Origin of the sequence: Marinomonas pontica (genome assembly GCF_026191375.1) — a bacterium.
GTDB classification, from domain to species: domain Bacteria; phylum Pseudomonadota; class Gammaproteobacteria; order Pseudomonadales; family Marinomonadaceae; genus Marinomonas; species Marinomonas pontica.
The window spans coordinates 52,046-76,405 of record NZ_JAODTL010000051.1; the positions used below are offsets into that span (position 1 = coordinate 52,046).

At 46.7% G+C, this 24,360-nt stretch carries 24 protein-coding genes and 1 pseudogene; 9 read left to right on the top strand and 16 right to left on the bottom strand.

Annotation, left to right across the window (positions count from 1 at the left end):
* Window position 1: 1 nt before the first annotated feature.
* Both N5P32_RS14400 and N5P32_RS14405 read right to left on the bottom strand, forming a co-directional pair.
* Window positions 2-343, bottom strand: a complete 342-nt coding sequence (locus N5P32_RS14400; RefSeq protein WP_265729725.1) for a histidine triad nucleotide-binding protein — start codon at window positions 341-343, stop codon at window positions 2-4.
* Between the two features lie 44 nt (window positions 344-387).
* Window positions 388-2,673, bottom strand: a complete 2,286-nt coding sequence (locus N5P32_RS14405) for a 7TMR-DISM family protein (protein ID WP_265729726.1) — start codon at window positions 2,671-2,673, stop codon at window positions 388-390.
* A gap of 59 nt (window positions 2,674-2,732) precedes the next feature.
* On the opposite strand from N5P32_RS14405, the gene N5P32_RS14410 reads away from it, so the two are divergent.
* On the top strand, window positions 2,733-2,984 hold the full coding sequence (locus tag N5P32_RS14410; RefSeq protein ID WP_265729727.1) for a hypothetical protein: 252 nt from the start codon (window positions 2,733-2,735) through the stop codon (window positions 2,982-2,984).
* 57 nt (window positions 2,985-3,041) lie between these two features.
* On the opposite strand, the pseudogene purD reads toward N5P32_RS14410, so the two are convergent.
* The 10 genes and pseudogenes from purD to N5P32_RS14460 all read right to left on the bottom strand — a co-directional run bounded on the left by purD (window position 3,042) and on the right by N5P32_RS14460 (window position 14,007).
* Window positions 3,042-4,378: pseudogene (purD, locus tag N5P32_RS14415) on the bottom strand (phosphoribosylamine--glycine ligase).
* A 102-nt stretch (window positions 4,379-4,480) separates the two neighbouring features.
* Window positions 4,481-6,058, bottom strand: coding sequence for a bifunctional phosphoribosylaminoimidazolecarboxamide formyltransferase/IMP cyclohydrolase (purH, locus tag N5P32_RS14420; RefSeq protein WP_265729759.1), 1,578 nt, complete (start codon window positions 6,056-6,058; stop codon window positions 4,481-4,483).
* 87 nt (window positions 6,059-6,145) lie between these two features.
* Entirely contained in the window at window positions 6,146-6,424 is a 279-nt protein-coding gene (gene fis / locus N5P32_RS14425; protein WP_012070668.1) for a DNA-binding transcriptional regulator Fis, read from the bottom strand.
* 118 nt (window positions 6,425-6,542) lie between these two features.
* Complete coding sequence (gene dusB, locus N5P32_RS14430) at window positions 6,543-7,511, bottom strand: tRNA dihydrouridine synthase DusB (RefSeq protein WP_265729728.1); 969 nt, start codon at window positions 7,509-7,511, stop codon at window positions 6,543-6,545.
* Between the two features lie 156 nt (window positions 7,512-7,667).
* Window positions 7,668-9,014 (bottom strand): zinc-ribbon and DUF3426 domain-containing protein, encoded by a 1,347-nt coding sequence (locus N5P32_RS14435; RefSeq protein ID WP_265729729.1) that lies wholly within the window; start codon window positions 9,012-9,014, stop codon window positions 7,668-7,670.
* A gap of 39 nt (window positions 9,015-9,053) precedes the next feature.
* On the bottom strand, window positions 9,054-9,944 hold the full coding sequence (gene prmA / locus N5P32_RS14440) for a 50S ribosomal protein L11 methyltransferase (protein ID WP_265729730.1): 891 nt from the start codon (window positions 9,942-9,944) through the stop codon (window positions 9,054-9,056).
* A 118-nt stretch (window positions 9,945-10,062) separates the two neighbouring features.
* Window positions 10,063-11,403 (bottom strand): acetyl-CoA carboxylase biotin carboxylase subunit, encoded by a 1,341-nt coding sequence (gene accC / locus N5P32_RS14445; RefSeq protein ID WP_265729731.1) that lies wholly within the window; start codon window positions 11,401-11,403, stop codon window positions 10,063-10,065.
* Between the two features lie 20 nt (window positions 11,404-11,423).
* The gene (gene accB / locus N5P32_RS14450; RefSeq protein WP_265729732.1) at window positions 11,424-11,870 is read right to left on the bottom strand and encodes an acetyl-CoA carboxylase biotin carboxyl carrier protein; all 447 of its coding nucleotides are present in this window, start codon (window positions 11,868-11,870) and stop codon (window positions 11,424-11,426) included.
* A gap of 239 nt (window positions 11,871-12,109) precedes the next feature.
* On the bottom strand, window positions 12,110-12,994 hold the full coding sequence (locus N5P32_RS14455) for a cytochrome c biogenesis protein CcdA (protein WP_265729733.1): 885 nt from the start codon (window positions 12,992-12,994) through the stop codon (window positions 12,110-12,112).
* The gene (locus N5P32_RS14460; protein WP_265729734.1) at window positions 12,967-14,007 is read right to left on the bottom strand and encodes a cytochrome c biogenesis protein CcdA; all 1,041 of its coding nucleotides are present in this window, start codon (window positions 14,005-14,007) and stop codon (window positions 12,967-12,969) included. The genes N5P32_RS14455 and N5P32_RS14460 overlap by 28 nt, the downstream gene beginning before the upstream one ends.
* Window positions 14,008-14,123: 116 nt before the next feature.
* Here N5P32_RS14460 and N5P32_RS14465 point away from each other — a divergent pair, with 116 nt between their 5' ends.
* The 3 genes from N5P32_RS14465 to N5P32_RS14475 are packed head-to-tail and all read left to right on the top strand — an operon-like array spanning window position 14,124 to window position 16,539.
* Window positions 14,124-14,999, top strand: coding sequence for a hypothetical protein (locus N5P32_RS14465; RefSeq protein WP_265729735.1), 876 nt, complete (start codon window positions 14,124-14,126; stop codon window positions 14,997-14,999).
* A 12-nt stretch (window positions 15,000-15,011) separates the two neighbouring features.
* Window positions 15,012-16,028 carry a DUF2333 family protein gene (locus tag N5P32_RS14470; RefSeq protein ID WP_265729736.1) on the top strand — a complete coding sequence of 339 codons (1,017 nt, stop codon included), beginning with the start codon at window positions 15,012-15,014 and terminating at the stop codon, window positions 16,026-16,028.
* 7 nt (window positions 16,029-16,035) lie between these two features.
* Window positions 16,036-16,539, top strand: a complete 504-nt coding sequence (locus N5P32_RS14475; RefSeq protein ID WP_265729737.1) for a GNAT family N-acetyltransferase — start codon at window positions 16,036-16,038, stop codon at window positions 16,537-16,539.
* Between the two features lie 44 nt (window positions 16,540-16,583).
* Here N5P32_RS14475 and dgt (N5P32_RS14480) read toward each other — a convergent pair whose 3' ends face one another.
* Both dgt (N5P32_RS14480) and dgt (N5P32_RS14485) read right to left on the bottom strand, forming a co-directional pair.
* Window positions 16,584-17,417 carry a dGTP triphosphohydrolase gene (dgt, locus tag N5P32_RS14480; protein WP_265729738.1) on the bottom strand — a complete coding sequence of 278 codons (834 nt, stop codon included), beginning with the start codon at window positions 17,415-17,417 and terminating at the stop codon, window positions 16,584-16,586.
* On the bottom strand, window positions 17,395-17,931 hold the full coding sequence (gene dgt / locus N5P32_RS14485; RefSeq protein WP_265729739.1) for a dGTP triphosphohydrolase: 537 nt from the start codon (window positions 17,929-17,931) through the stop codon (window positions 17,395-17,397). The genes dgt (N5P32_RS14480) and dgt (N5P32_RS14485) overlap by 23 nt, the downstream gene beginning before the upstream one ends.
* Window positions 17,932-18,042: 111 nt before the next feature.
* On the opposite strand from dgt (N5P32_RS14485), the gene N5P32_RS14490 reads away from it, so the two are divergent.
* The gene (locus N5P32_RS14490; protein ID WP_265729740.1) at window positions 18,043-18,348 is read left to right on the top strand and encodes a LysR family transcriptional regulator; all 306 of its coding nucleotides are present in this window, start codon (window positions 18,043-18,045) and stop codon (window positions 18,346-18,348) included.
* Window positions 18,349-18,382: 34 nt separating this feature from the next.
* On the opposite strand, the gene N5P32_RS14495 is transcribed toward N5P32_RS14490, so the two are convergent.
* The gene (locus N5P32_RS14495; RefSeq protein ID WP_265729741.1) at window positions 18,383-19,117 is read right to left on the bottom strand and encodes a phosphoadenylyl-sulfate reductase; all 735 of its coding nucleotides are present in this window, start codon (window positions 19,115-19,117) and stop codon (window positions 18,383-18,385) included.
* 105 nt (window positions 19,118-19,222) lie between these two features.
* Window positions 19,223-21,307: an aminodeoxychorismate synthase component I gene (gene pabB / locus N5P32_RS14500; RefSeq protein WP_265729742.1), complete on the bottom strand. Its 2,085-nt coding sequence runs from the start codon at window positions 21,305-21,307 to the stop codon at window positions 19,223-19,225.
* 160 nt (window positions 21,308-21,467) lie between these two features.
* Between pabB and N5P32_RS14505 the strand changes: the two genes are divergently transcribed.
* The 4 genes from N5P32_RS14505 to N5P32_RS14520 all read left to right on the top strand — a co-directional run bounded on the left by N5P32_RS14505 (window position 21,468) and on the right by N5P32_RS14520 (window position 24,203).
* Window positions 21,468-22,316: an alpha/beta fold hydrolase gene (locus N5P32_RS14505; RefSeq protein WP_265729743.1), complete on the top strand. Its 849-nt coding sequence runs from the start codon at window positions 21,468-21,470 to the stop codon at window positions 22,314-22,316.
* Between the two features lie 104 nt (window positions 22,317-22,420).
* Complete coding sequence (locus tag N5P32_RS14510) at window positions 22,421-22,954, top strand: GspH/FimT family pseudopilin (RefSeq protein WP_265729744.1); 534 nt, start codon at window positions 22,421-22,423, stop codon at window positions 22,952-22,954.
* Window positions 22,951-23,325: a hypothetical protein gene (locus tag N5P32_RS14515; RefSeq protein WP_265729745.1), complete on the top strand. Its 375-nt coding sequence runs from the start codon at window positions 22,951-22,953 to the stop codon at window positions 23,323-23,325. Before N5P32_RS14510 ends, N5P32_RS14515 begins: the two co-directional genes overlap by 4 nt.
* Window positions 23,322-24,203, top strand: coding sequence for a type II secretion system protein (locus N5P32_RS14520; protein ID WP_265729746.1), 882 nt, complete (start codon window positions 23,322-23,324; stop codon window positions 24,201-24,203). The genes N5P32_RS14515 and N5P32_RS14520 overlap by 4 nt, the downstream gene beginning before the upstream one ends.
* Window positions 24,204-24,360 lie beyond the last annotated feature (157 nt).

The following is a 24,360-nucleotide window of genomic DNA, read 5'->3' on the forward strand; positions in this document are numbered from 1 at the left end:
TTTAACCTGGAGGCCAAGTCATAGCGCGGCCACCCAATACGTGCATATGGATGTGATACACAGTTTGACCACCCATTTCATTGCAGTTCATTGCGACGCGATAACCCGCGTCACTGATGCCTTTTTGTTTCGCTATCTTGGCAGCCGTGATTTGTAATTTGCCAACAACGGGCGCGTCTGCGTCGGTTAGGTCATTTAAGGTGCTAATATGGCGTTTAGGTATGACAAGGAAGTGATGTGGTGCTTGCGGCATGATGTCTTCGAAAGCGATCACATCGTCGTCTTCATAAAGCACCGTTGCGGGTATCTCTTTGTTTACTATTTTGCAGAATAAGCAGTCCATATCCTCTCCTTTTGTTTGTATTATTCAGGGTTCGTTGTGTGGCTTCAAGGTGTTTTGCGTAAAGGATTGACCCTTGACAAGGATGTGTTTCTTAGACGATCCCCTTTCTGAATAAGTCGAAGCAGCTGTTGCTCCAGTTGGGTATCCAGTTCAGAGCAAGGCAGCAGACCATCGAAGCCCAATTTTCTCGCGTAGTCTAGCGACATTTTAACATTATTACTGATCAGCAAGCATTGGTCTTCTGTGCGCATGAGTGGCATCAGTCTCTGCTGAGTGATATGAGGAATGTGACCGCCATTGTCAAAGACTAAGATAATGGATCCTGTTGTTCTTTTCTCAGGTAGTTCCAAATAGTCCAGCAAGTTTTCCAGTGTAGTGAGATGTTCAATGCGATTAGCGTGAGTTTGCAAAATGGTCAATGCGCGTTGCAGGTCATCGTCCATCTGGCCAAATACAATAATATCGAAATGGTGTTGTATTAGGTCGTTTGTCGATGGGCGAATGTGTACATTGATTGGAATCTTAACGGTTATGCGACGCTCATTTTCATTGGTGTTTACTTCGCCTTCTAAATAGTTAATGAGCAATGAAATGTAGTGCATACCAAGATCAAAGCTGTGTGTTTCTTGTATCCGCGAGGGGATTGGGCTGCAGCTAATTTCCAACAATGTCATGCCATCACGATTGGCGTCGTGACGAATGATGTCGAGCGTTAAGGTCTGGTCGGTGAAGTGTTTAAACTCTTGGATAAGGCATTCAATAACGTGCTGTAGGATCGCCGCATCTTGCAGGACTTCAACTTGCTCAACGTTGTGCATGTTAATTTCCAGCAAGGTGTTGTCTTGGTCTAAACGTTGAATCGTGTTGTAGGCGTTGTCGATGAGCTGGTTTAACTGCAATGGATAGAGCTGATCTGGGGGCGTATTGTCTTTGATGTCGCTAAGAAGGTCGATCCTTTCGATGACATTTTTTAGATTGTTGTTGGCCGTAATGCTGCTGTTCAAAAACAGTTTTGTGTCATTGGATGTCGCAGCTTGTTCAAGGTGTGATAGCCCCCCACCAATAATATTGATCTGGCGACGCAGTCGATTTGATATGTCCGATAAAAGATCCATCATTTCGACTTGACCGTATTTGTTTTTCTGAGTGTGCTTTTGTATGAGCGGCGTGGTCTGCACTATCATGCCAGAGAAATGAATCATGGCTTCTAGAATGATGGTAATGGTTAGTCCCCATTCGAATAGAGTTGAGCTGGGGATGATGCCATAAACGGACATGATCCATGCAGAGTGCCCTGTCAGTAATGTCAATCGAGCAATGAGATAGTAGCCAGAAAATGGGATGTCTTTTAGAAAAGCGATCACCGCATGGACGGTCAAAAATAGCAGTGTTGTGACCACAATAATGGAAAGTACCAGGATGTTGATGTCGCTCGGCATAATCGTGAACAGCATGGCAAAAACTGCATTGATAGAGCCAATAACGATTAAGAGTTTGTCCATACGCGGAAGATACAGTTGGGTATCCAGATATAAGCGTGAGAAAAACACAATCGCGCACAAACACGACAGCGCGGACAGGTTATAGATACGTTCTTGGATGTTGGTTTGATCCGGAAAAAACTGCGACACCTGATCGTGAATGGAGAGGTGCAGCACCACAATGCCCACAAGCAAAAAGCTGTAAATTAAATACATGAAGTGGGTGGTCTTGATAAAAAAGAAAATATTGCAGATAAACAAGGTCAGCAGTATACCGATCAATATCCCCGTGACCGTGAGGTCATTCTGATTGTCTTGGCTTATCTTTGACAGGGTTTTCAGTTCAATCTTGGCGTTAATCGGCAATTTAGAGGACAGCTTCATATACACCGTAAACACCGGAGGAGTATTGGTGGGAATAGAATACACATAATGTGGGGATTTAATCGGCTTATTGCTGTAAGGTCTTGCGCCGCCTAATTCAGCCTGAACCTGACCCTCGTACAAGGTCGGCAAATAAAGGTCTAGGTATTGGAGCCTTGGTGAATTGACTTCAAGTAGAACAGGGAGGTTGTTGGTGGTTCGAATAGCGATGTCGGTACGAATCCAGATGTTCCCTTTAACCATCCCGAACTGCAGATAATCACGATTAATGGGGCGGAATTTTTTGGCATAGAGATCGGAGGAGATGGTCTCGAACGAAAGATTTTGTTCTGGATCAATAAAGTAGGTGCCACTCTGACTGATGTTGGCGGTATCGTGAGTATCATCGATGATGGCGAGCGTATTTGAGCCCCATGCTATGTTGGCGATACTGAGTATAAAGAGTAAAATCAATCGATAAAACAAAACATTAGCCTAAGAGAATACTATGAAAGGCTATCATTATTAACTAGATAGGGGATCGAATGCTATATCCAATTTTGGTGGAGTATTATGTTTGGTTTAGCATAGTGCTATTAGGGGTCACTTGGTTTGCAAGGCAGTCAAAGCCCACGACACGAACGAATCTCATGTATGGTTATGGAATGATTGCTAGCTTGGGATTTGTGCTGGGGTTAGATTGGGTTGCTGGTGTTATTTTTGGGCTGTTGGTTTTGGAGTTAGGTCGTTTATTTAAAGCTTGGTTAGACAAAAAAGAATCGCAGCTGAAAAAGTAACTAACGCATATTGTCGTGCGATGCGATGCAAAAAAGGCCTCATTCGAGGCCTTTTTGTTAGCTGTTTGCTATTGAGCGCAACCGCATTATCTTACGAAATAGAGTGATTACTTCTAGTTCGCGAGCAATGGCGCGGTGGCCGATGTCGGTACGGAAATACACCTTGTCCCAAGACAATGTGTTCACAACATCGTAAGCCGCTGCTTGTGCTTCGGCAACGCTATCACCAAGAGCAACAGCGCAAAGGACACGCCCGCCATTAGTCACAACTTGGCCGTCTTTTAATGCTGTACCTGCTTGAAAAACTTTTTGGCCTTCAGGAAGTACCGTATCCAAACCAGAGATAACATCCCCTTTTGGGTAATCCGCTGGGTAGCCGCCAGCCGCAAGAACCACGCCTAAACTAGCGCGAGGGTCCCAGTCTGCTCAACGGTGTCTAGCTTGCCATTGACTGCAGCAAGACACATTTGCGCCAAATCAGAGCGTAAACGCATCATGATAGGTTGTGTTTCAGGGTCACCAAAACGACAGTTGTATTCTAGAGTCTTTGGCGTGCCATCGGGGGCAATCATCACACCAGCGTACAAGAAACCACGGTAACGGTTGCCTTCCGCGTTCATGCCTTTAACTGTTGGCATGATGACTTCATTCATGATGCGATCATGAATTTCTGGCGTTACAACAGGGGCAGGAGAGTAAGCACCCATGCCGCCTGTGTTCGGGCCTTTATCGCCATTGTCGCGCGCTTTGTGATCTTGGCTCGTTGCCATCGGCAAAACAGTCTCGCCGTCTACCATGCAGATGAAGCTGGCTTCTTCGCCAACTAGGAACTCTTCGATAACAACACGGCTGCCCGCGTCGCCAAAAGAATTGCCTTGTAGCATGTCTTCAACGGCTTCGATGGCTTCGGCTTCGGTTTGTGCCAAGATAACGCCTTTACCTGCCGCCAATCCGTCCGCTTTCACCACGATCGGAGCGCCGTGTTGCTTGATGTAAGCAACAGCAGGTTCGATCTCAGTGAAGTTGCCGTAAGCTGCGGTTGGGATGTTGTGGCGAGCTAGGAAATCTTTGGTAAACGCTTTCGAGCCTTCTAATTGTGCTGCGGCTGCGGTTGGGCCAAAAATCGCTAAGCCTTCTTTTTCAAACGCATCAACCACACCAATAACCAAAGGCGCTTCTGGACCAACAATCGTCAGATCGATGCTTTCTTTTTTCGCGAAAGCCACAAGATCGGCAATGTCAGTCACGCCGATGTTTACGTTTTCTACTTTGATTTCAGTGGCTGAGCCTGCGTTACCTGGGGCAACAAAGACTTTTTCTACTTGGTTAGATTCTGCGGTTTTCCATGCGAGAGCATGTTCACGTCCGCCGTTACCAATAATAAGAACTTTCATTATCTAATCCTTTGTATTGCAAGTCAGAGGCCGAAAAAGCCTCTGACAACAAACTAATAAAACGTTGGCTTAATGAACCACGGTTTATCAATGACGATGCTTTTAATGACGGAAGTGACGCATGCCAGTGAAGACCATTGCCATGCCCGCTTCGTCCGCGGCAGCGATGACTTCATCATCACGCATAGAACCACCTGGCTGAATTACCGCCGTGATGCCTGCTTGTGCGGCCGCATCGATACCGTCACGGAATGGGAAGAAGGCATCAGACGCCATCACAGAACCAACCACTTCTAGGTTTTCGTCAGCGGCTTTAATGCCTGCGATTTTAGCACTGTAAACGCGACTCATTTGGCCAGCGCCCACACCAATCGTTTGTTCCGCTTTTGCGTAAATAATGGCATTAGACTTAACAAATTTAGCCACTTTCCATGCAAACAATAGGTCTTTTAGTTCTTCTTCGCTAGGTTGGCGTTTAGAAACGATTTTAAGATCGTCCAACGTAATAACACCATCATCACGGTCTTGAACCAACAAGCCACCATTAACGCGCTTGTAATCAAGTGCGGCTGGTTTGTCTTTTGACCATTGGCCGCACTCAAGAAGACGAACGTTTTGCTTCGCGGCAACGATGTCAGCGGCTTCTTTGCTAACGCTTGGCGCAATGATGACTTCAACGAATTGACGATCAACAATCGCCTGAGCGGTTTTAGCGTCTAGCTCTTGGTTGAACGCAATGATGCCGCCAAAGGCAGATGTTGGGTCAGTTTGGAAAGCAAGGTCGTAAGCTTCAAGCTGAGTTGCTGCCGTTGCCACACCACAAGGGTTGGCGTGCTTCACGATCACGCACGCTGGCTTATCAAAGCTTTTTACGCACTCAAGAGCCGCATCCGTGTCAGCGATGTTGTTGTAAGACAACGCTTTACCTTGGATTTGTTTGGCTGTGCTGATAGACGCTTCTTTAGGGTTGGCTTCAACGTAGAAAGCGGCTTTTTGGTGTGGGTTTTCACCGTAGCGCATTTCTTCTTGCTTGTTGAATTGTAGGTTAAAGGTGCGTGCGAAATCTTCGCTGCCGCCTTCGACTTTTTTGCCTAGGAAGTTGGCAATAGCGCCATCATAGTGAGACGTGTGTTCGAATGCTTTCACCGCAAGGTCAAAACGCTGTTCGAACGTCAAACCGCCATCGGCTTTAAGAGAGGCCAAGATGCCTTCGTAGTTGGACGGAGACACAACGATGGCTACGTCTTTGTGGTTTTTCGCTGCGGAACGAACCATGGTCGGGCCGCCGATGTCAATGTTTTCAATCGCCATTGGTAGGTCGCAATCAGGGCGCTCGATGGTCGCTTCGAATGGGTAAAGGTTCACGACGACCATATCGATTTCTTCGATGCCGTGTTCTTTCATGATGGCGCCGTCGATGTCACGACGACCAAGAATGCCACCGTGCACTTTCGGATGTAATGTTTTAACGCGGCCGTCCATCATTTCAGGGAAGCCTGTGTAGTCAGAAACTTCGGTTGCGGCGACATTGTTGTCAAGTAAAAGGCGGTAAGTTCCACCAGTTGAAAGAATTTCAACACCGTGAGCGGTTAATTCGCGCGCGAATTCGACAATGCCTGTTTTGTCGGAAACACTGATCAACGCTCTTTTGATAGGAGTTACTGTATTTTGATTTGCCATCATGGTTCTCGCAATTAATTTAACACTAAATAAACAAGGGGAAGGTAAGACGAAAAAAAGGGCGAATTCGCCCTTTTTTCTTTGTGCTTATAGCATGCCGTATTGCTTCAACTTCTTACGAAGTGTTCCTCGGTTTAAACCAAGGATGGTGGATGCTTTTGTTTGGTTATCCTTTGTGTAGCTCATGACAGACTCTAGCAAAGGCGCCTCAACCTCGGCTAAGACTAACTGGTATAAGTCTGTTATTGGCTGCCCATCAAGATGAGCGAAATAGTTTTGTAGGGCTTTTTCAACATTGTCACGTAGGGTTTGTGACTGCTCTGAAGAAGCGGCTTGAAACGTATGTGTATGAGTTTGTTCTACCACAGAATGACCTTCTATTTTTAAAGCTAACCATTTATTAATGAGCATTGATTATCATAGGGAAGAGTGATCTAAATCTTCATTTTTGATGTTCATCACATTAAGTGTAAGGTTCGTTTGTCTACTGACAAACAAAGAACTCTTCCAATTTATCAAGTTGTTCTTGCGTATTATCAATACGGTTAAACAAGCTGCGAAATTGTGTTTTATCCGCTAACGTTTGCAGGTACCAACCAACGTGTTTGCGCGCAATACGCACGCCTAAATAATCACCATAAAATTGGTGTAAGGCGTTCACATGGTTGATAACCAGCTGTCTCACCTCAGATAAAGATGGAGGTGCTAACAATTCGTTTGTTTGTAGATAGTGATTTATTTCGCGAAAAATCCATGGTCTTCCTTGCGCGGCTCGACCGACCATAATGCCATCGGCATTGGTGTAATCTTTCACAAATTTAGCAGACTCGGCGTCTTTGATGTCCCCATTGGCAAAAATGGGAATGCTCAAATGATGCTTAATCTCTGCAATCGTGTCGTATTCAACTTGGCCTTGGAATTTGCATTCACGCGTTCGTCCATGAATTGCTAGAGCTTTAATGCCGATATCTTCGGCCATCTTGGCAATAGTAAGGCCATTTTTCTGATCCAGACTCCATCCAGTGCGGATTTTTAGAGTGACAGGAACAGAAACACTATTTACAACCGATTCCAGTATGTCACGAACCAAGGCTTCATCTTTTAGTAATGCTGAGCCTGCGGCTTTATTGCATACTTTTTTTGCGGGACAACCCATGTTGATATCGATGATTTGCGCGCCGAGTTCAACATTTTGTTGAGCGGCTTCAGCCATCATTTTTGGGTCACCACCAGCGATTTGAACGGATCTCGGTGAGACTTCAGCGTCGTGTATTAAACGATGGCGGCTTTTAGTCGAGTTCCACAGGCGAACATCAGAAGTAACCATCTCTGATACGACTAAACCTGCACCTTGGTCATGGCAAAGGCGGCGAAAAGGCAGATCTGTTACACCGGCCATGGGCGCGAGAATAACAGGTTTGTCAACGCAATATGGGCCAATAGCAAATGCCATGATGTTCCTGAATACTGGATTGAATGTTAAAGATCGTCGACAGTGTCGAGCGGGCGTGAATAATACCTAGGCAATCGCCATTTTTGAAGTCTTGACAGACTAAAAACTGACTATTTTTTGTTCTTTTTTATCGGTTAGTGATAAAAGTCCGCAAAACTAGTAGGAGCGCGTGTCTGAAGGGAAGGCTCTTAGCTGATGTGTGACGGCGCGGGCGCCCGGATCTTGGATTGGAATCACCAAATGAATAGGGGTGTTTGGTGGCATATAGGTAATATCTAGGAAGTCTTTATGTAAATAATCGTTTGGCGCAAAGAGACGTGCCGCGACGGGGAGGCCATTAAGGTCGAAAAATTCCAGTGCGATTTTTGGCATCGGCTGAGAAAAGTCACTGGTGTTGGTGATGATGGCATTGACCAGTAAGGTGTTTGGCAATGTGGGGTGACTTTGGATGCGCACATGCTGAATAGTGATTGCTGTTGTGTCCTCAAACCCAGGGAGCGTGCATCCAGTGTAGGAGCACAATGTTCGATAGATTGGTCGGAAGCTGGATGAGCGGCTACCTTCGTCAAAAAAGTGCATAGCAACTTGTGCTGATAGGATGGCGATGCCTAATAATGATGCGAAAAACCACAGCCAAGGGTGTGACTTCTTTTTGTGTGATGCGGGTTCGGATTCGCCCAGTAGTGGTGCTAAGCTCTGTTGCGCTGACAGCTGTTCCAATATTGAATGCTGACTTTTGATGTCAGACGGGCGCGCTTGTTCTGACGCTGTTTGAGCCAAAGAGTGTAATGCGACCATGTAGTCCGGCTCTTGGGCTGGCATTGTGGGCTCAACTGGTGCTGTCGCTTTAGGCATGGCAGTAAGATTTGTTGGTGTTGGTGGCGTTTGTGTCGTCTTAGAGGTATTGGAGAATGATTTTAACGCGGCTTCCACTTCAGCCAGTTCCACTTCCCATGGAGCAGGCTCGTTTTGGTTAGAGGCTTGGTTCTGTTTTGGTGTCTCTGCCTGTCTTGGTTGCTCTATTTTTGGCGCTGCTTCAGCGGTGCTCTCGGCTGTTGCTGGCTTATTGTTTGCCTGTAACGGCCGTGTGTCATCGTTGTTTGGTTCTTCGACTTTGTTGGATGGTGTTGGGGTGGTCTTTTTCTTCTCGCCGAGTGGGTAAAGGTCCTCGTCATCGAAAAGAGTGTGTAGCCAATCTGGGTTCACGACATCGTCAGTAGGGGAAAATTGTTCATTGATGGTATTTTGCTTACGAGGCGGTGACAGGGGGCGCTCTGTTTCTGTTAGGGTGTTTGCGAGAGCGTGTTCTTTGGTTGCTGAAACCGTAGTTCGGCTTTCTTGGTTTTTTTGCACTGTTTCCGACGGGTTGGTCAGTTTTCCAGCATCAAAAATATGGAAGCATTGTCCGCATCGGACTTTGCGCTTGGCCATGCTTAATACCTCGTCACTTACACGAAATGCAGTCGAACATTTGGGGCAGCGAGTAATAAAGCTATTGGCCATGGGGTGTCATCTTCCTTATTAAAACATCTCTAAACGGGGTTATGCGTGCTTTGTGGCAACGATGCGTACCCATTCTTCTTTTTCAGCAATCGAGTCAATCGTAAACCATTCTTGATAGGCTTCAACGACTTCCTGAGCTTGGTTGGCCAGTATGCCAGATAGCGCCAATTGACCACCGTTTTTTACTAAAGCGGAAATAGTCGGTGCAAGATGAGCAAGTGGGCCTGCCAATATGTTGGCGACAACGATGTCAGCTTGTAGTTCAGATTCGTATGGCGGAAGTTTGACTTCAATGCGTTTTGGGTCAATGTTGTTACGCTGCGCATTGGCTTCTGTTGCTTGAACGGCTTGTGGGTCAATGTCGATTCCCACCATATTGTTGGCGCCAAGCAATAGTCCCGCAATGCCTAAAATGCCGGAGCCACAACCATAATCGATAATGGTTTTGTCTTGGCAGTCGATGCTGTCTAACCATTGTAAACACAAGGCCGTTGTTGGGTGAGTGCCGGTACCAAAAGCCAAACCAGGATCCAACATCAGGGTTACCGCGTTTGGATCGGGTACTTCACGCCAGCTTGGGCATACCCAAAGGCGCTCACCAAACTGAATGGGATGATAGCTGTCCATCCATTCTCGTTCCCAGTCTTTGTCTTCGAGTATCTCAATTTTCATGTCGATATCGGATTCATGGATGGATTCGGCTTTGTGCTCAATCACAGGGCGGATGTGTTCAATGTCGGCATCGGCTTCAAAAAGCCCAGTGACCTTGGTGTTTTTCCAAAGTGGTGTTGTGTTCAGGTCAGGTTCGTATACCGGATCATCATGAACGTCTTCAAAGGTGACAACCAGTGCACCACATTCTAAAAGAGTGTCTTCGAAAGCCGGGACGTGATCAGGCGTGGTATGGATACATATTTGAAGCCAAGGCATAAAGTGGAGTCCAACAATAAACAAACAGGAATAGAATAACGAAGCTTGGAGCGAGAGGCGAGAGGAAAATGATTGCCCCTAGTGAATTATGTGTTCACTAGGGGCAAAACTGCGGACATTAAAGACCGAGTTTTTTCTCCAAATAATGGATGTTAACGCCGCCAGCAATGAAGTTAGCATCATTTACTAGCTCTTTTTGAAGCTCAATGTTGGTTTTGATACCGTCGATGAAAGTTTCATCTAGAGCGCCAGAAAGGCGTTTTAGAGCAGCAGTACGATCAGGCGCATGACAAATGATTTTTGCAATCATTGAATCGTACGTCGGTGGTACAGAGTAGCCGCTGTATAGGTGTGAATCGACACGAACACCCATGCCGCCTGGTGCGTGGAAATACTCCACTTTACCTGGGCAAGGCATGAAAGTTTTCGCGTCTTCTGCGTTGATACGAGACTCAACTGCGTGGCCGTTTAGCTTGATGTCTTCTTGTTTCAAAGACAAAGGCAAGCCGCTGGCAATACGCAACTGCTCTTTTACGATGTCTACGCCTGTGACCATTTCAGTCACTGGGTGCTCTACCTGTACACGAGTGTTCATCTCGATGAAGTAGAAGTTGCCATCTTCGTAAAGGAACTCAAATGTGCCCGCACCACGGTAGTTGATCTTGATACAAGCATCAACACACGCTTTCAAGCACGCTTGGCGAGATTCTTCGTTCAGCATTGGTGCTGGTGCTTCTTCCAATACTTTTTGGTGACGACGTTGTAAAGAACAGTCGCGATCGTATAAATGAACCGCATTGCCTTGACCATCGGCCAACACTTGTACTTCTACGTGACGTGGGTTTTGTAGGAATTTTTCCATGTAAACCGTGCTGTCACCAAAGTAAGAGCCAGCTTCAGATTGCGTGATACTGATCGATTTTAGAAGGCTGCCTTCGTTGTGAACAACGCGCATGCCGCGACCACCACCGCCTGCTGCGGCTTTAACGATAACCGGGAAACCGATTTCGTTTGCAACACGGATACATTCTTCTGGATCAGAAGGCACTGGGCCATTAGAACCAGGAACCGTAGGTACACCCGCTTCTTTCATTGCCTTGATAGCAGACACTTTGTCGCCCATAAGGCGAATGGTTTCTGCTTTTGGACCAATGAAAGTAAAGCCAGAACGTTCAACTTGCTCTGCGAAGTCCGCATTTTCAGCAAGGAAGCCGTAACCTGGGTGGATCGCTGAAGTATCTGTCAGTTCGGCCGCACTAATGATGGCTGGAATGTTCAAATAACTTTGAGCAGATGGGTTTGGCCCAATGCAGATAGATTCGTCTGCAAGGCGCACATGGAGTAAGTCACGGTCAATCTTAGAGTGAACCGCAACGGTTTTGATACCGAGTTCTTTACACGCACGTAAAATACGTAGCGCGATTTCGCCTCGGTTAGCAATCAATACCTTATCGAGCATGATGAAACCTTTGCGTTGGATTAAATGATAGTAATAAGAGGCTGGTCGAATTCAACTGGTTCGCCGTCTTCTACAAGGATAGCGCCAATTGTGCCAGACTTATCGGCTTCAATTTGGTTCATCATTTTCATCGCTTCAACGATACAGATAGTATCGCCAACGTTCACTTTTTGGCCTACTTCAATGAAAGGCTTAGCACCTGGTGCAGAAGACTTGTAGTAAGTACCAACCATTGGAGAGTTAACTGTATGACCAGAAATAGCCGCTGGCGCTTCTGGTGCTGCAGTAGACGCTGCTACTGGAGCCGCCGCAGGTGCAGCCATTACAGGAGCGGTCATCATAGGTGCTTGAACTGGCGCACCACCACGACTAATACGAACAGCTTCTTCGCCTTCTTTGATTTCAATCTCGTAGACGTTAGATTCTTCTAAAAGCTCGATTAGTTTTTTGATTTTACGAATGTCCATGATTACTCTCTTCTGTCTGTATTTAGTGGTTCAGTGATTATGACATTCACTGATTATTATAACTTGGTGTACTGCTCACGGTATTGTGTGAGCAGGGCTTCAGTACAATCGAAATTGTAAAAGCTTGTAACGCGAAATTATCGGTAAAAAGCAGGATATTGTCCAGTTATGCGGCAAAAAAACCGAAAAATGTTTGCTCTGATTGTTTTTTAATCTCTTGTAAACTTCTTAACAATGTCTTACGGTTTCTCTAGCAAAATAGTGTCCAAGCGCCTAAGCAGTAACGATTTGCTGGGTTCTCCCATTAACGTCAGCGCGTCACGGGCTTTTCCATTGCTGTCTAAGAAAACCAAAGACGGTGGCCCAAACAGGCGGAATGTCTGCATTAAAGCTTGGTTCTCGGTTGAATTTTCAGTGACATCGACACGAACGAGCTGAACATTGTCGAGTCTTGAGCGCACATCATCCGATGCAAACATCTCTTCCAATATTTTGCAGCTGACGCACCAATCGGCGTATAAATCCAATACGATAGGGCGCGGATCTTGGCGAGTCACTAGCGCGTTAAGCTCACTCAAGCTGGTAATAGTGGCATCAAAAACAACCGCTTCTTCTAATGTAGTTGAGGGGGAAGATACATTTTTCAAGGGTTGTAGAGGCTTATCATTGCCAGCCGCCCCGCCAATAAATTCAACACAACCAAGAACAAAAAACACCAATGCCAAAAACCAGCGGACAGGATGCGAAGCCACTCGGCATGCACGATGTATAAAATAGCCACTGCACGCAAGAGCCACTAAGCTCCACAAGTAAAGGTGGCTACTTGAATCAAGCCAGCGAGTGATTAGCCACACAGCCATGGCAAGCAAGCCAAACCCCATCAGTATTTTGATATCGTGAAGCCATTCACCATTTTTGGGGAGTACTTTAGGGCCAAATAATCCGACCAACAGCAAGGGTGTTCCCATGCCAATCGCCATAACAAACAGCATCGCAGCGCCGTACCAAGCCTCGTTCTGACTGCTGATATAAAGCAAGGTGCCCGCTAATGGCGCCGAAACACAGGGGGAAACTACCAGAGTCGACAACACGCCCGCTAAAATACGCTCAAAGTCGATTTCCATTTGCCCGCTGCAGGAGCACTTGCTGTGTGCAGGCGTTGTTGCCACGCGCTGGGCAGTCGCAGTTCATAAACGCCAAACATCGCCAGCGCGAGCAAAACAAAAACGAGGGCACTGACAATCAATAAAACAGGGTTTTGCATGTGAGCTTGAAGGTTAAGCTGGATGCCAAACAGACCAACCAATCCGCCAATGGCTGAGTAAGTTAATGCCATAGCAAGCACATAAACCACACTGTAATAAAAGGCGCCTACTCTAGAATGACGGGTTCCGACCACTATCGCACTGACGATAGGAATCATAGGCAATACGCAAGGTGTTAACGATAACAGCAGCCCCAGCCCAAACAGCAGGGCTATGGTAGACAACAGACTGCCAGACACAATTCTGTCGCTGATGGACTGTGCATCGTCAAAGCCTGCTGACTGGCGGCTTGTCGATGAGTTGTCAGAAAACAAATTGTCAGAAGGCTGGTTGTCTGAAGGTAAACTGCCTGAAAGTGAACTCTCTGCTGTTGTTTTGTTTGAGGCTGAACGGCCGGCAAATGATTTTTCTAACGAAGGGGATAGCGCAGGAACGGTAAACTGAACGGGCACTTTTTGTGGGGCATAGCATAATCCTTTATCAGCGCAACCTTGATACGATAAAAACGCATTAACCTGAGTCCCAACTGGCAAGGTAATGTCATAGTAAATGGGAAGTGTTAATGTGTTTCGATAAACGGTAACGGTACCGAAATAAGGATCTTGCTTTGTTTCACCGGAAGGGAAAGGTGAAAAGTGTAGATTATCGGCCCCTATGCCAGACAAACCAAACTGTTCTTGATATAAATAGTAACCGTCATGGATTTGCCAGCTGGCAATCAATTTACCGTCTTTTGGTGCTGATACGGACAATTGAAAAGCTTGGTCAACGGGCAAAAAATCGGGCTTGGAAAACGCCGAGGTCGCCCCAAACGTAAAAGCCTGAGAAACACTGTGAAATGTCAGTAGCAACAAAAAAGCAATAAAGCGCATAAATGTATAATCGTATTGAGTAGGAAATAGAAAGCGTAAATTCTTATTTCACTAGGATAAAGGTGAGGGTGTAGACTACCAACCTACCTTAAAGTTGCCAATCTCAAGGGGAAAAATTGAGTAAAAACCGAATCTTAATTCTCATTCTTGTGCTTTTCATGACAGGGTGTCAGCAAACGGTAAAAACTGCAAAAGACACGCAGCCACGACAAGAACCACCAATACAAGAAGCAGAAACAAACAAGCCAACATCATCGGGTAACGATGCGACAGCAGCAGATTTGCCCGCTGAGTCGCCCGCAGAGTTGGAGAGCGAACCTTTAGCAGAAGTTCGTGTAGAAAAAATGCTTACGCCAGCACAGCGCTTGACACAACAGTTGATTGAGCAAGGCGAAAGTGCGCTGACTGACGAACGTCTTTTGACGCCAGTGGAAGACAACGCCAATTTGTATTTTCAAGCGGCGTTAGGGCGAGATCCGGGTAACTATCGTGCTATTCAAGGAATTTCAGCCATTGTTGATGTGTATACGCAATGGGCTTGGCAGTCCGCGCAGCGACGAGAATATTCAAAAGCAGCACGCTATATTGACTCTGCGCGATCCGTAAACCCAGAAGACCCAACCATTGTTGAGATGGATTCTCGTATTAGTGACTTGAAAGCCAGGCGAGAAAACGCCGCCCGCATTGCCATTAAAAAACGCAGCGAACCAACAGGCAGTGACACGGATACAACGGAAGAAAGCGTCGTAAAGGCAGGTCAGTTCAGGTTACCAGAAATGCTGTTTAGCTTAAGTGAAGACGAGATAATTGCGCAGATCCAGCCTATTATAGATGAAGTGTCAAAGACCAATCAGTCGCTTGCTATTTATTGGCCGAACGACAAAGAAGCGCGTTTAATTTATCAAATAATTAACAGCCGAGTAACAGAGTTTCGTGTGCGAGCGATGACCTATCATCGCGCCGATTACATGGTCGAATTACAACAAGATTAAGGTGGCTCAATAATGTCATGGTTAACGAATAAGTTTCGCGTTTTAACGTCCTTTATTAATTTCTCCAGCATGGGGAAAATAGCCGCATCTGTGGTAATCGTTGCTGCTGTTTTGCTTAGCTTTCTAGGTATGTACTGGAGCAACGAGCCAGATCAATTTGATGTAGTGGCTACCGCGAAAGAAAAAGCGGCGGAACGTGGGTATTTGAATAACAGTAAAAAATTGGTTGTGGGTTACACCACAGCCAGCACCTTACACAGTATTGTTGAAACACTGTTGGATAAACCGGGTGGCTTTATTAGCAACGACATTCTTCCGCCGGGCGTGTTCATGGACAACATGCCAGCATGGGAGTTTGGTGCGCTTGTGCAATCCCGCGATTTGGCCAGAGCGTTTCGTAAAGAATTTAGCCGTTCTCAGTCCCAGTCGACAGAAGACGTGAACTTAAAAATTGCTGAACCGCAGTTTAACTTTGACACCAAAAGTTGGGCGCTGCCTTCCAGTGAAAGCGAATATCGTCGCGGTAACAAAGAGTTGATGGAATACCTTGATCGATTAGCGGGTCCATCAAACAATAAAGCGCAATTTTACGCTCGTGCGGATAACCTGTCAGATTGGTTGTCCGATGTGAACACGCGTTTAGGTAGCTTGTCTCAGCGTTTGTCTGCCAGCGTCATTGAAGACAAACCACAACTGGAATCAGATGAAAATACCCGTTACGTGCGCACGCCTTGGTCAAAAGTGGACGATGTTTTTTACGAAGCACGAGGAACCAGTTGGGCACTCATTCACATACTTCGAGCGGTGGAAGTCGACTTTTTCTTCACCTTACAAGACAAAAATGCGCTGGTTAGTTTGCGTCAAATTATTCGTGAATTAGAAGCAACGCAATCCAGCATCTGGTCGCCTTTCATCTTGAATGGTAGCGGTTTTGGGGTTTTGGCCAACCACTCCTTAGTCATGGCGTCGTATATTTCTCGCGCTAATACCGCGATCATTGACCTGCGTCGTTTGCTAGAGCAAGGCTAACGCGTACATGTCATTTCACACTAGCAAGGGCGTTCGTCTAGCCGAATTAGACGACGCCCCTGTCATACTAGACATATTCCAACAGTGTGACCTTTTTGCCATTACGGGCAAGCGCCAGCATGACATTGGCTTGCTGGATGTCATCGACTGGTTGGAAAGTGCGACGGAACAACACCCTCTGTTTGTTCTAGAAGAGCAGAGTGAAGTCATTGCGTGGTGTTCCGTCGAACCCTTTTACGGCTTGCCCGCCTTCGACACCGCATGCGAAGTCAGTTTCTACGTCCTACCAAACCAACAAGGAAAAGGCATTGGCGCGCGGCTATTTCAACACCTAGAAAATAACCGACTGAAACTAGGGTTCACCCACCTTGTCGCCTACATCTACGCCAGTAACCTAAACAGCCAAGGCTTCTTCAAACGCCAAGGGTTTGACCAATGGGGACAGCTGCCGAATATTGCCCAGAACGAGCAGATTAAAGAAGACGTGCTTTTGATGGGAAGAGAGTTTTAGTTCTTTATTTCCTCCCCTTGGAAGACAAAAGGGGAGGGGCAAAACTACATTGGCTCAAACACGGATCCTAAGCTCGGAACAAACAACTTATTGTACATGCGGCTTGCGTAGTCGTCGGTCATGGAGGCCATGTAGTCGCAGATGATGCGCAGTCCGTTTTCTTCGCGTTCTTGGCTTTTTCTCCATTCGTTGGCGATTTCTCTTGGTAGCAATCGGTTTGGATCGGCGGAGTAAGCTTCGAACATTTCCAGTAGCATTTGCTGGCCTTTGTAGACGAGCATTTGTACTTCTGGACGTTGGATGATGTGTTGCATTTCAAATTGCTTTAGCAGGTTGAGTGCTTGGCGTTGGCCTTCTGGTAAACCAACTTGGAAACGCAGCAATGGGTGTTCAAATTGTGTTTTTTCGATCACTTGGCAAGAGGTGATGAACCAGCTGACTAGGCTGCCAATGGCTTCTTTTCGTAGGTGGCTTTGGCGGCTGAACAGTTGGGTGCGAATGTCGTTTAGGTTTTCGGCTAAAAAGGGTGACGCTAATGCGGCGAGTTTGGGCTCTAGGTGTTCAAGCCACATGTCTTTGGTGACCATGCCTAGGACAATGGCGTCTTCTAGGTCGTGTACGCCATAGGCGATGTCGTCCGCTAGGTCCATGATGCTGGTGTCAAAGCTGGCGTGTTTGGCTTTGGCGTGGCCATCTGGTTCGGTTTGGTTTACTTCTTGTAATAAGCTTTTATCGGCTTGGCTAAAAGGCTCGATGATCCAGTTTAGTAAGTCTTGCTCTTCTTGGTAAACGCATTTCGGCGGTGCCCAATTTGATGCTTTGAATTGGCGAAAGTTTGCGGGTTTTTCTGGGTATTTACCCACAACATTGGCGTGCAAGACGGGGTATTTTTAAAATCCCCAATAACGTACGGCGTGTGACGTCCATGCCATAGGTAGGCGAATAAGAACCGCGCTTACCCAGGATTCTGAGGGACTGTGCGTTGCCTTCAAAACCACCATTGCTTTGCATCATGTAATTGAGTGCGACTTCACCACCATGACCAAAAGGAGGGTGCCCGATGTCGTGGCTTAGGCAGATGGTTTCAATCAAGGCGTCTTCCGCGAGCCAAGGCTGAAAGCTGGCATCAGCAGGGGAGCTGTGTTTGAGCTGGTGGACGATACCATTGCCTATTTGGGCAACTTCCAAAGAGTGAGTGAGGCGTGTACGGCTGTAGTCGTTTTGTCGAATGGCGAGAATTTGGGTTTTGGACTGCAGACGACGAAAGGCGGCGCTGTGAATGATTCTCGCTCTGTCCCGCTGGTAAGGGGTGCGGTAGTCGTTGTCGCGGGATTCTTGATGACCGGATTGTCTTTCGTGCCAAGGTAACATCTCGTCTTGTGCGTTTGCCATGCTCATAATCCACTAATATCAATAATTCTGAGTCTTTCACGAAAACACGATATAGGTCAATGTTCGTAGAAAAAGCCTTGGGCATAATGACGTCTACTATAAGGAATCTTTATGCTTAACACACAACATCTCATTACCTTTAAAGCCTTGGTTGAAACGGGCAGTTTTACCAAAACCGCGAAGCAGTTGGGGCTAACGCAGCCGGCGGTGAGTCAACACATTCAAAAGTTAGAGCGTGGGTTGGGTGAACCGCTATTGATTCGGCATGGTCGTTCAACAGATATGACGCCAGCGGGAGAAGTCTTGCTACAACATATTAAGGAGTTGGAGGCCTGTTATGACGGTTTTATGGCATCGTGGCAAAACCATTTAGACAGTAAAACAGAGGATGACATTTTAATAACAAAAAGTGCCTAAATCATGTCGTTAGGCGCTTTTTGTGGATATTGAATTATTGCTGCGCTGTTGGGATGAGATTTCCAATGTGTAAGCCACATTCTTTGTGTTCAGATTCTTCCCACCACCAGCGACCTTCTCGTTCGTGTTGATTCGGTAAGATAGGGCGAGTACAAGGCTCGCAGCCGATGCTGGTAAAGCCTTTCAGATGCAATTCATTGTAAGGAACGTCAAACATTTTGATGTAGTTCCATACGTCTTCTGAAGACCAGTTTGCTAGAGGGTTAAACTTAAATAGGTCTTTTTCGTTGGTGCTAAACGCGCTGTCTTTTTCGGCAAAAGCCAACACGTTGCGTGTGCCAGGACTTTGGTCTTTGCGTTGTCCGGTGATCCACGCATCAAGAGTGCCTAATTTGCGCTTGAGCGGCTGCACTTTACGAATTCCACAGCATTCTTTGTGACCGTCTTCGAAAAAGCTAAACAAGCCTTTTTCGCGAGTGAAGTTTTCTAGAGCTTCACGGTCTGGAGAAAGGATGTCGATGTTAATTTTGTAGTGTTTGCGAACTTGTTCGATAAAGCGATACGTTTCCGCATGAAGGCGGCCAGTATCCAATGAAAACACGTGAATGTCTTTTTTGGCTTTGACAGCCATGTCAATCAGGACAACATCTTCTGCGCCACTAAAGGATATGGCGATGTTGTCGAATTCTTTCATCGCGTTATGGATGATCTTTTGCGCTTCGTCTTCTTTGTTGTTGGCAATAAAAGACGCTAAATCAAATGCTGACATAGGATAATTTACCCTGTTCTAAGTTACGTTAGCTGTACCATAACAATTTGCAGCGCTGAAAGAAAAGACGAAAGAACACTAACCTTATAATGCTTGAAAACGTGCCTAACGAATGTGTTTGGCGAGCGTTTGGTAAAGGCCATATAAAATGCCCGCGGTCACCCCCCAAATGCGGATTTCTTCGTAGTTTATTTCGAAGTAGCCACGTGAAATGGTGTCGAGTTTCTTTTTTCTAAATCGGTAGTTTTGCGGCGTCAGTAGGTGACGTAATGGTACCCAATGTACGGATTTCACTTCGTCTTCGCACAGGCTAAGTTCGCTCCGGCGTGTCATTTCGGCAACGATGGGTTTAATGCAGTAGCCAGAGACAGTGCAATACTCACCGAGTTCTCCCAGTAGGTCAAAACAGTCAGGCGATAATCCAACTTCTTCTAAGGTTTCGCGTAAAGCGGTGTATTGGATGCTGGCATCGTCTGGGTCGTGTTTGCCACCAGGAAAGGCGATTTGCCCTGGGTGATTACGCATGTGCAACGCGCGCTGCGTGAGAAGCACATACAGTTCTCCGTTTTCAGGTTCGCGCCAAATCGGTATAAGTACCGCTGCCGACCGATAATGCAAGTCATAACCGCTGGGGAACATTTCCTCGTCGGGGTTATGAATTTGTTGAGCATACGGTTCTTTGTCTAATGCTGCACGAATGTCATCCAAACTTAAATCTATGGGGGGAGCATTTAAAAACTGCTCTATGTCAGACATGATACGGCCTATTTCAAAAAAGTCTTGTTCTAGAGTATGGGTTAATTTGCCCACTTTGGTAAAGGTTTCTTGATATTCTTCTTGGCATTTAGAGTCGGCGACTAAACCGCCTCCAGCCCAACAATGCAGCTTGCCATGGTCCGCCACTAAGGTGCGAATGGTGATGCTGGAGTCCATTTGGCCATTGGCACTGAAGTAGGCAATGGAGCCGCAATACGCTGAGCGTTCGTGTGGCTCTAGCTCATCGATGATTTCCATGGAACGAATTTTCGGGGCACCTGTAATGGAGCCACCGGGAAAGCTTTGATGAAAAACTCGAATGGCTTGATCGGCTCGATCAATGCGCCCCTCAACTGTGAGAACCAGATGATGCACGTTGGCGTAGCTTTCTAAGGCGAAAATTTTAGGCACCTTGATACTGCCCGTTAAACAAGTACGACCCAAATCATTGCGCAGTAAGTCGACGATCATGAGATTTTCTGCTCGGTCTTTTTCCGAGGCCAATAGCCAATCAGCATTGGCTTTGTCCTCTTCCGGTGTGCGGCCGCGCGCTACCGTGCCTTTGATTGGTTTGGATTCCACTCGGCCTTGATCGCACAGCAAAAAACGTTCTGGAGAATGGCTCAGCAAGCTTTGCTCTGGCGACAGTTGCAGGTACGCCGAAAACGGCGTTGGGCAGACGTTTCTTAAAGCGAGGTACGCGGTGAAGGTGTCGCCTTGGTATGTGCTAGAGAAACGCTGCGCTAAATTCACTTGATAACAATCACCCGCTTGAATGTAAGCTTGCACAGAGGCAAATTTTTGCGCGTAGTCGGCTTCTGTCATATTTGATGTAAAGGGCGTGTTTAATGCGAAGCTATGAGCGTGGTGGAGTTCGTGTTTTACCAATACATCATCACACGCGCTGGTGAAGCGGTTGATTAAGTCGGCCACTTCTGTTTGGTCGCACCAAGGGGAAATAATTAGCTGAGTGGTTTTGGTTTGATGGGCTGTGACCACCGCCCATGAGTACAAGCCAAGATTGAGCGTTTCTAAGTCAATGTCGTGGTTGACGGTGTCAGGAAGTTGTTCGACAAAATGACCACTTTCGTACCCGTAATACCCCAATAATCCGCCGATAAATGGCAAGTCTTTTGGGGCAGATTGCGCCCAAGGTTCTTGGCAAATTAGACTCATGAGTTCGTTTAGCAAGGTCATTGGATTGTGTGTGTCGCTCAATTCATAACGTGGTTTGCTGTACCAGGTTATGGGCTGGCCGCTGTGTTTAGGATGAATACGAGCCAGTGGGTTGGCGACTAAAATGTCGAAGTTGGTATCAGGGAAATGCTCATGATTGCTGTCGAGTAAAGCGGGATAAGGTAAGTCGCGTACCGCAGAAAAGAAGGACAGTAATGATGTCTGATAAGGGAGATTAACCTGTTTGATTTCTGACATTTATTCCAATACCTAGTAATATGATCGCTTTCCTCGGCGGTGCTTTTGGCGCCATCGTGAAAAGGTGTAAATATGCATTCTTGCGAAGAGCAAGCATTGTATTCTTTTAATAAGGGTCCTCACAGGTTAATTACAAAGTGTCTGACGTTTTTTTCTTTCTTTGCCCAATGCGCGTGTTGCCTATCGTTTGTATGAAAATCCCAACGCACAAACCGATCGTGTTTGTATTTTGTTGCACGGTGCGGGGGTGGCAGGGGAGATCACTTTTGCTCCTATGATGCCGTATTTTACGCAATGGCGTTGGATGCTTGTGCCAGATTTAAAAGGCATGGGGGACTCGTTTCATCATCATGGGGAAGAAGGCGCCGTATCGATTGACGAATTGACCAGCGAAGTGGAAGCATTGCTGGCTCATGTCAAATGGGACGATTTTGACTTGGTCGCCTATTCGCTTGGTGGGCTGGTGGCGTTGAATTTGAATCATCAGCGTAGCCTGCAAGGCAAAAAACCAGTAAGAATGGCTTTATTAGAGCCAGCATCGTTAGATCGTGAAGACTTGTCCACCCTGATGGATGTTCGCCAAAAGTATCGTAATGCGTCTAAATTGATCCGTGACACGGGAGATGTGGAACTGGGTGTGGCGTGTTTTATGGACGGTGTGTCGCCAAACCGTCGCAAACACCCTGTGGCAGAAGCCACCACGCAGTCTCGTCTTGCTCATCGACCGTTTGGGTTTGCTTATGCGTTGGATGCGGTGACGGATCATGTTGCTCTGATGGCGAACGAACCACATCGTCGTCAGGCTATGATTGATGCGTCCGAACAGGTGTTTTTGTTTTCGGGAGAATTAAGTCATGATGCTCTAAAGCAACATTATGACTTGTTGAGTGTTCAGAACCCAGCTTGGCAGCATAAAACCATGAGCGCCTGCGACCATTCGCTGCCGTTTCAAAAGCCCAGACAAATTGCCAATCATATAAATCAGTGGTTTATAGAGGGTTCCAGTTAAGTAGCCTGTTTGAATTATGTCGTGCGTTCGAATTAAGTCATACTGTAAAAAATAACGAGTGGGCAAGGATGCCCATTTTCAACAAAGCAACAAGGAGGTTGTCAATGAACCGTCTTCACGGTTTTTCATTACTGGAGTTGATGTGCGTGCTCGTCATTTTGAGCATCTTAGCGCACGTCGGTTCGATGCAGTTTCTTAGTGTGAGTCAATCCGGTCAAGACAAGCAAACGCTCAAAAACGAGATGAAGCGCTTGGGTGAGGCGTTAACTCAAGCGCGACAGCTGGCGGTGATCAGCGGCCAGGCCAGTTTTTTGTGCGGTGGTGTGACGTGTGATGGCGTTTGGTCTTCAGGGTTTTCACTTTATCAAACGGAGCCTGTTACCCCGAATTTGCTAGAAGACGACAGGGTAAAAAAGTGGTTTCGCCAGATGGCTTTTGATAAAGCATTAAGGGTTTCATGGCGTGGCTTTCCTGCGAAAAAACAGCAAATAGAATTTCACTCTAACGGCTTATCCAGTTATCAAAATGGCACCTTTGAGCTTTGTCTGGGTGACTGGCAGGCGGATTTAATTTTGAATCAAAGCGGCCGTTTTTATCTGACTGACCCCAAAGCCATAGATGAAGGAGCGTGCGAATGACGTTCTTGCATAGATTGTCTATTCATTCTAAATCCCGACAAAGCGGGTGGATTCTGCTGGAAGTGATGTTGTGTTTGGTATTGTTTGCCGTGGTATTGCGAGTGTCTCAGCAGCAAACCCAAGGACAATGGCAGTCTGTTCAACGGGCAGAAGAACGGCGCAAGAGTTATGACAACACATTAAAGCAAGCCGCGATGACGCAATTGGTTGGCTCGGTCTCTTGGCTAGAGGAGACACCAGCGTCCGTTAAAATTGACTACCCAGATTGCCTGCAATGCACGGGGAGCCAATTGCAACACTGGTTTTATGCAACCCTGCATTTTCTTCCAGATTCGACGGCTTTCGCACTTGCAGAAGAGGATGGCCAATGAAACGGATTCGTGAATTACAGGGCAGTTTGTTGGTCGAGTTGCTGGTGGTGTGTGCTTTAATTGCTCTGTTTCTTCCTTTGTTGGTAACGGCATTTGCCCAGATGCAAGAGCGACACCTTTTAGCGCAAACACATCAAGATCAACGCGCCATTAAGGCGGCAATTGATGCGCATTTTCAGGCGCAGTGGGCGCGTTTGAGACCGGCGAGTTGTCGTATTGATGCAACGCTATTAGTGATGATTGGTTCAGGGACGTCCGCACCATCACGCTTGGCGGCTCGCGATGTCGATGAAACATCAGACTGGTTAATGGGAGTGGATTATGGCTTGTGTAGAGGAACGACAACCGTTCGAGAAAACCCTCTTGATGTCACTCTGGATTGCCATTGGAACGCGGGTGATAACGTTAGCTTTGCGTCATGCGAATCGAATGTAAAGGGGCAAGTATTTAGTACGTCCGCCAGAAAAAGTGTGATCAAACTGGAAAACGATCTGGTCATTGGTCAGTCTGGCATTATTGAAAGCGAAGACGGCTTTTACTGGTACTTGTCAGAAGGAATGCAAGGTAGGAAAGCACTTTGGCGGACCCCTGACGTGAGCGGTACGTCATTGGAGTTGTGGAATGGTATTGAGCGATTGTCGTTTTTCCCGCTATTGGACAACAGTGGTAATGGCATGGTTGATACGCTGGACACTCAATATGGCGCGTTTCCAGTGACGCAATTACGAGGCTTGTGGGTCGAGTACTTGTATCGAATGGACGATTGCAAGCTCGAAACGAGTACGTTGATTGAACAAGAGTATCGTTCCATGAGAGGGGATATATGGCGCTATTCCTCGCCTTGTCAGGGCGTCGGTAATCATATTGTTGTGTTGTAAAGTCAGTAGCGGTTTTGAAAGGGAGGTCGATGAAGAATGGCATTGTCTGTGAGGAATCAAGGTAGAGTGCGGCGAAGAAGGCAACAGCAGGGTTGGATTTCATTGCCTATTATTGCATTGCTTATTGCGCTGTCGAGCTTGTCTATGCAGTTTCCAA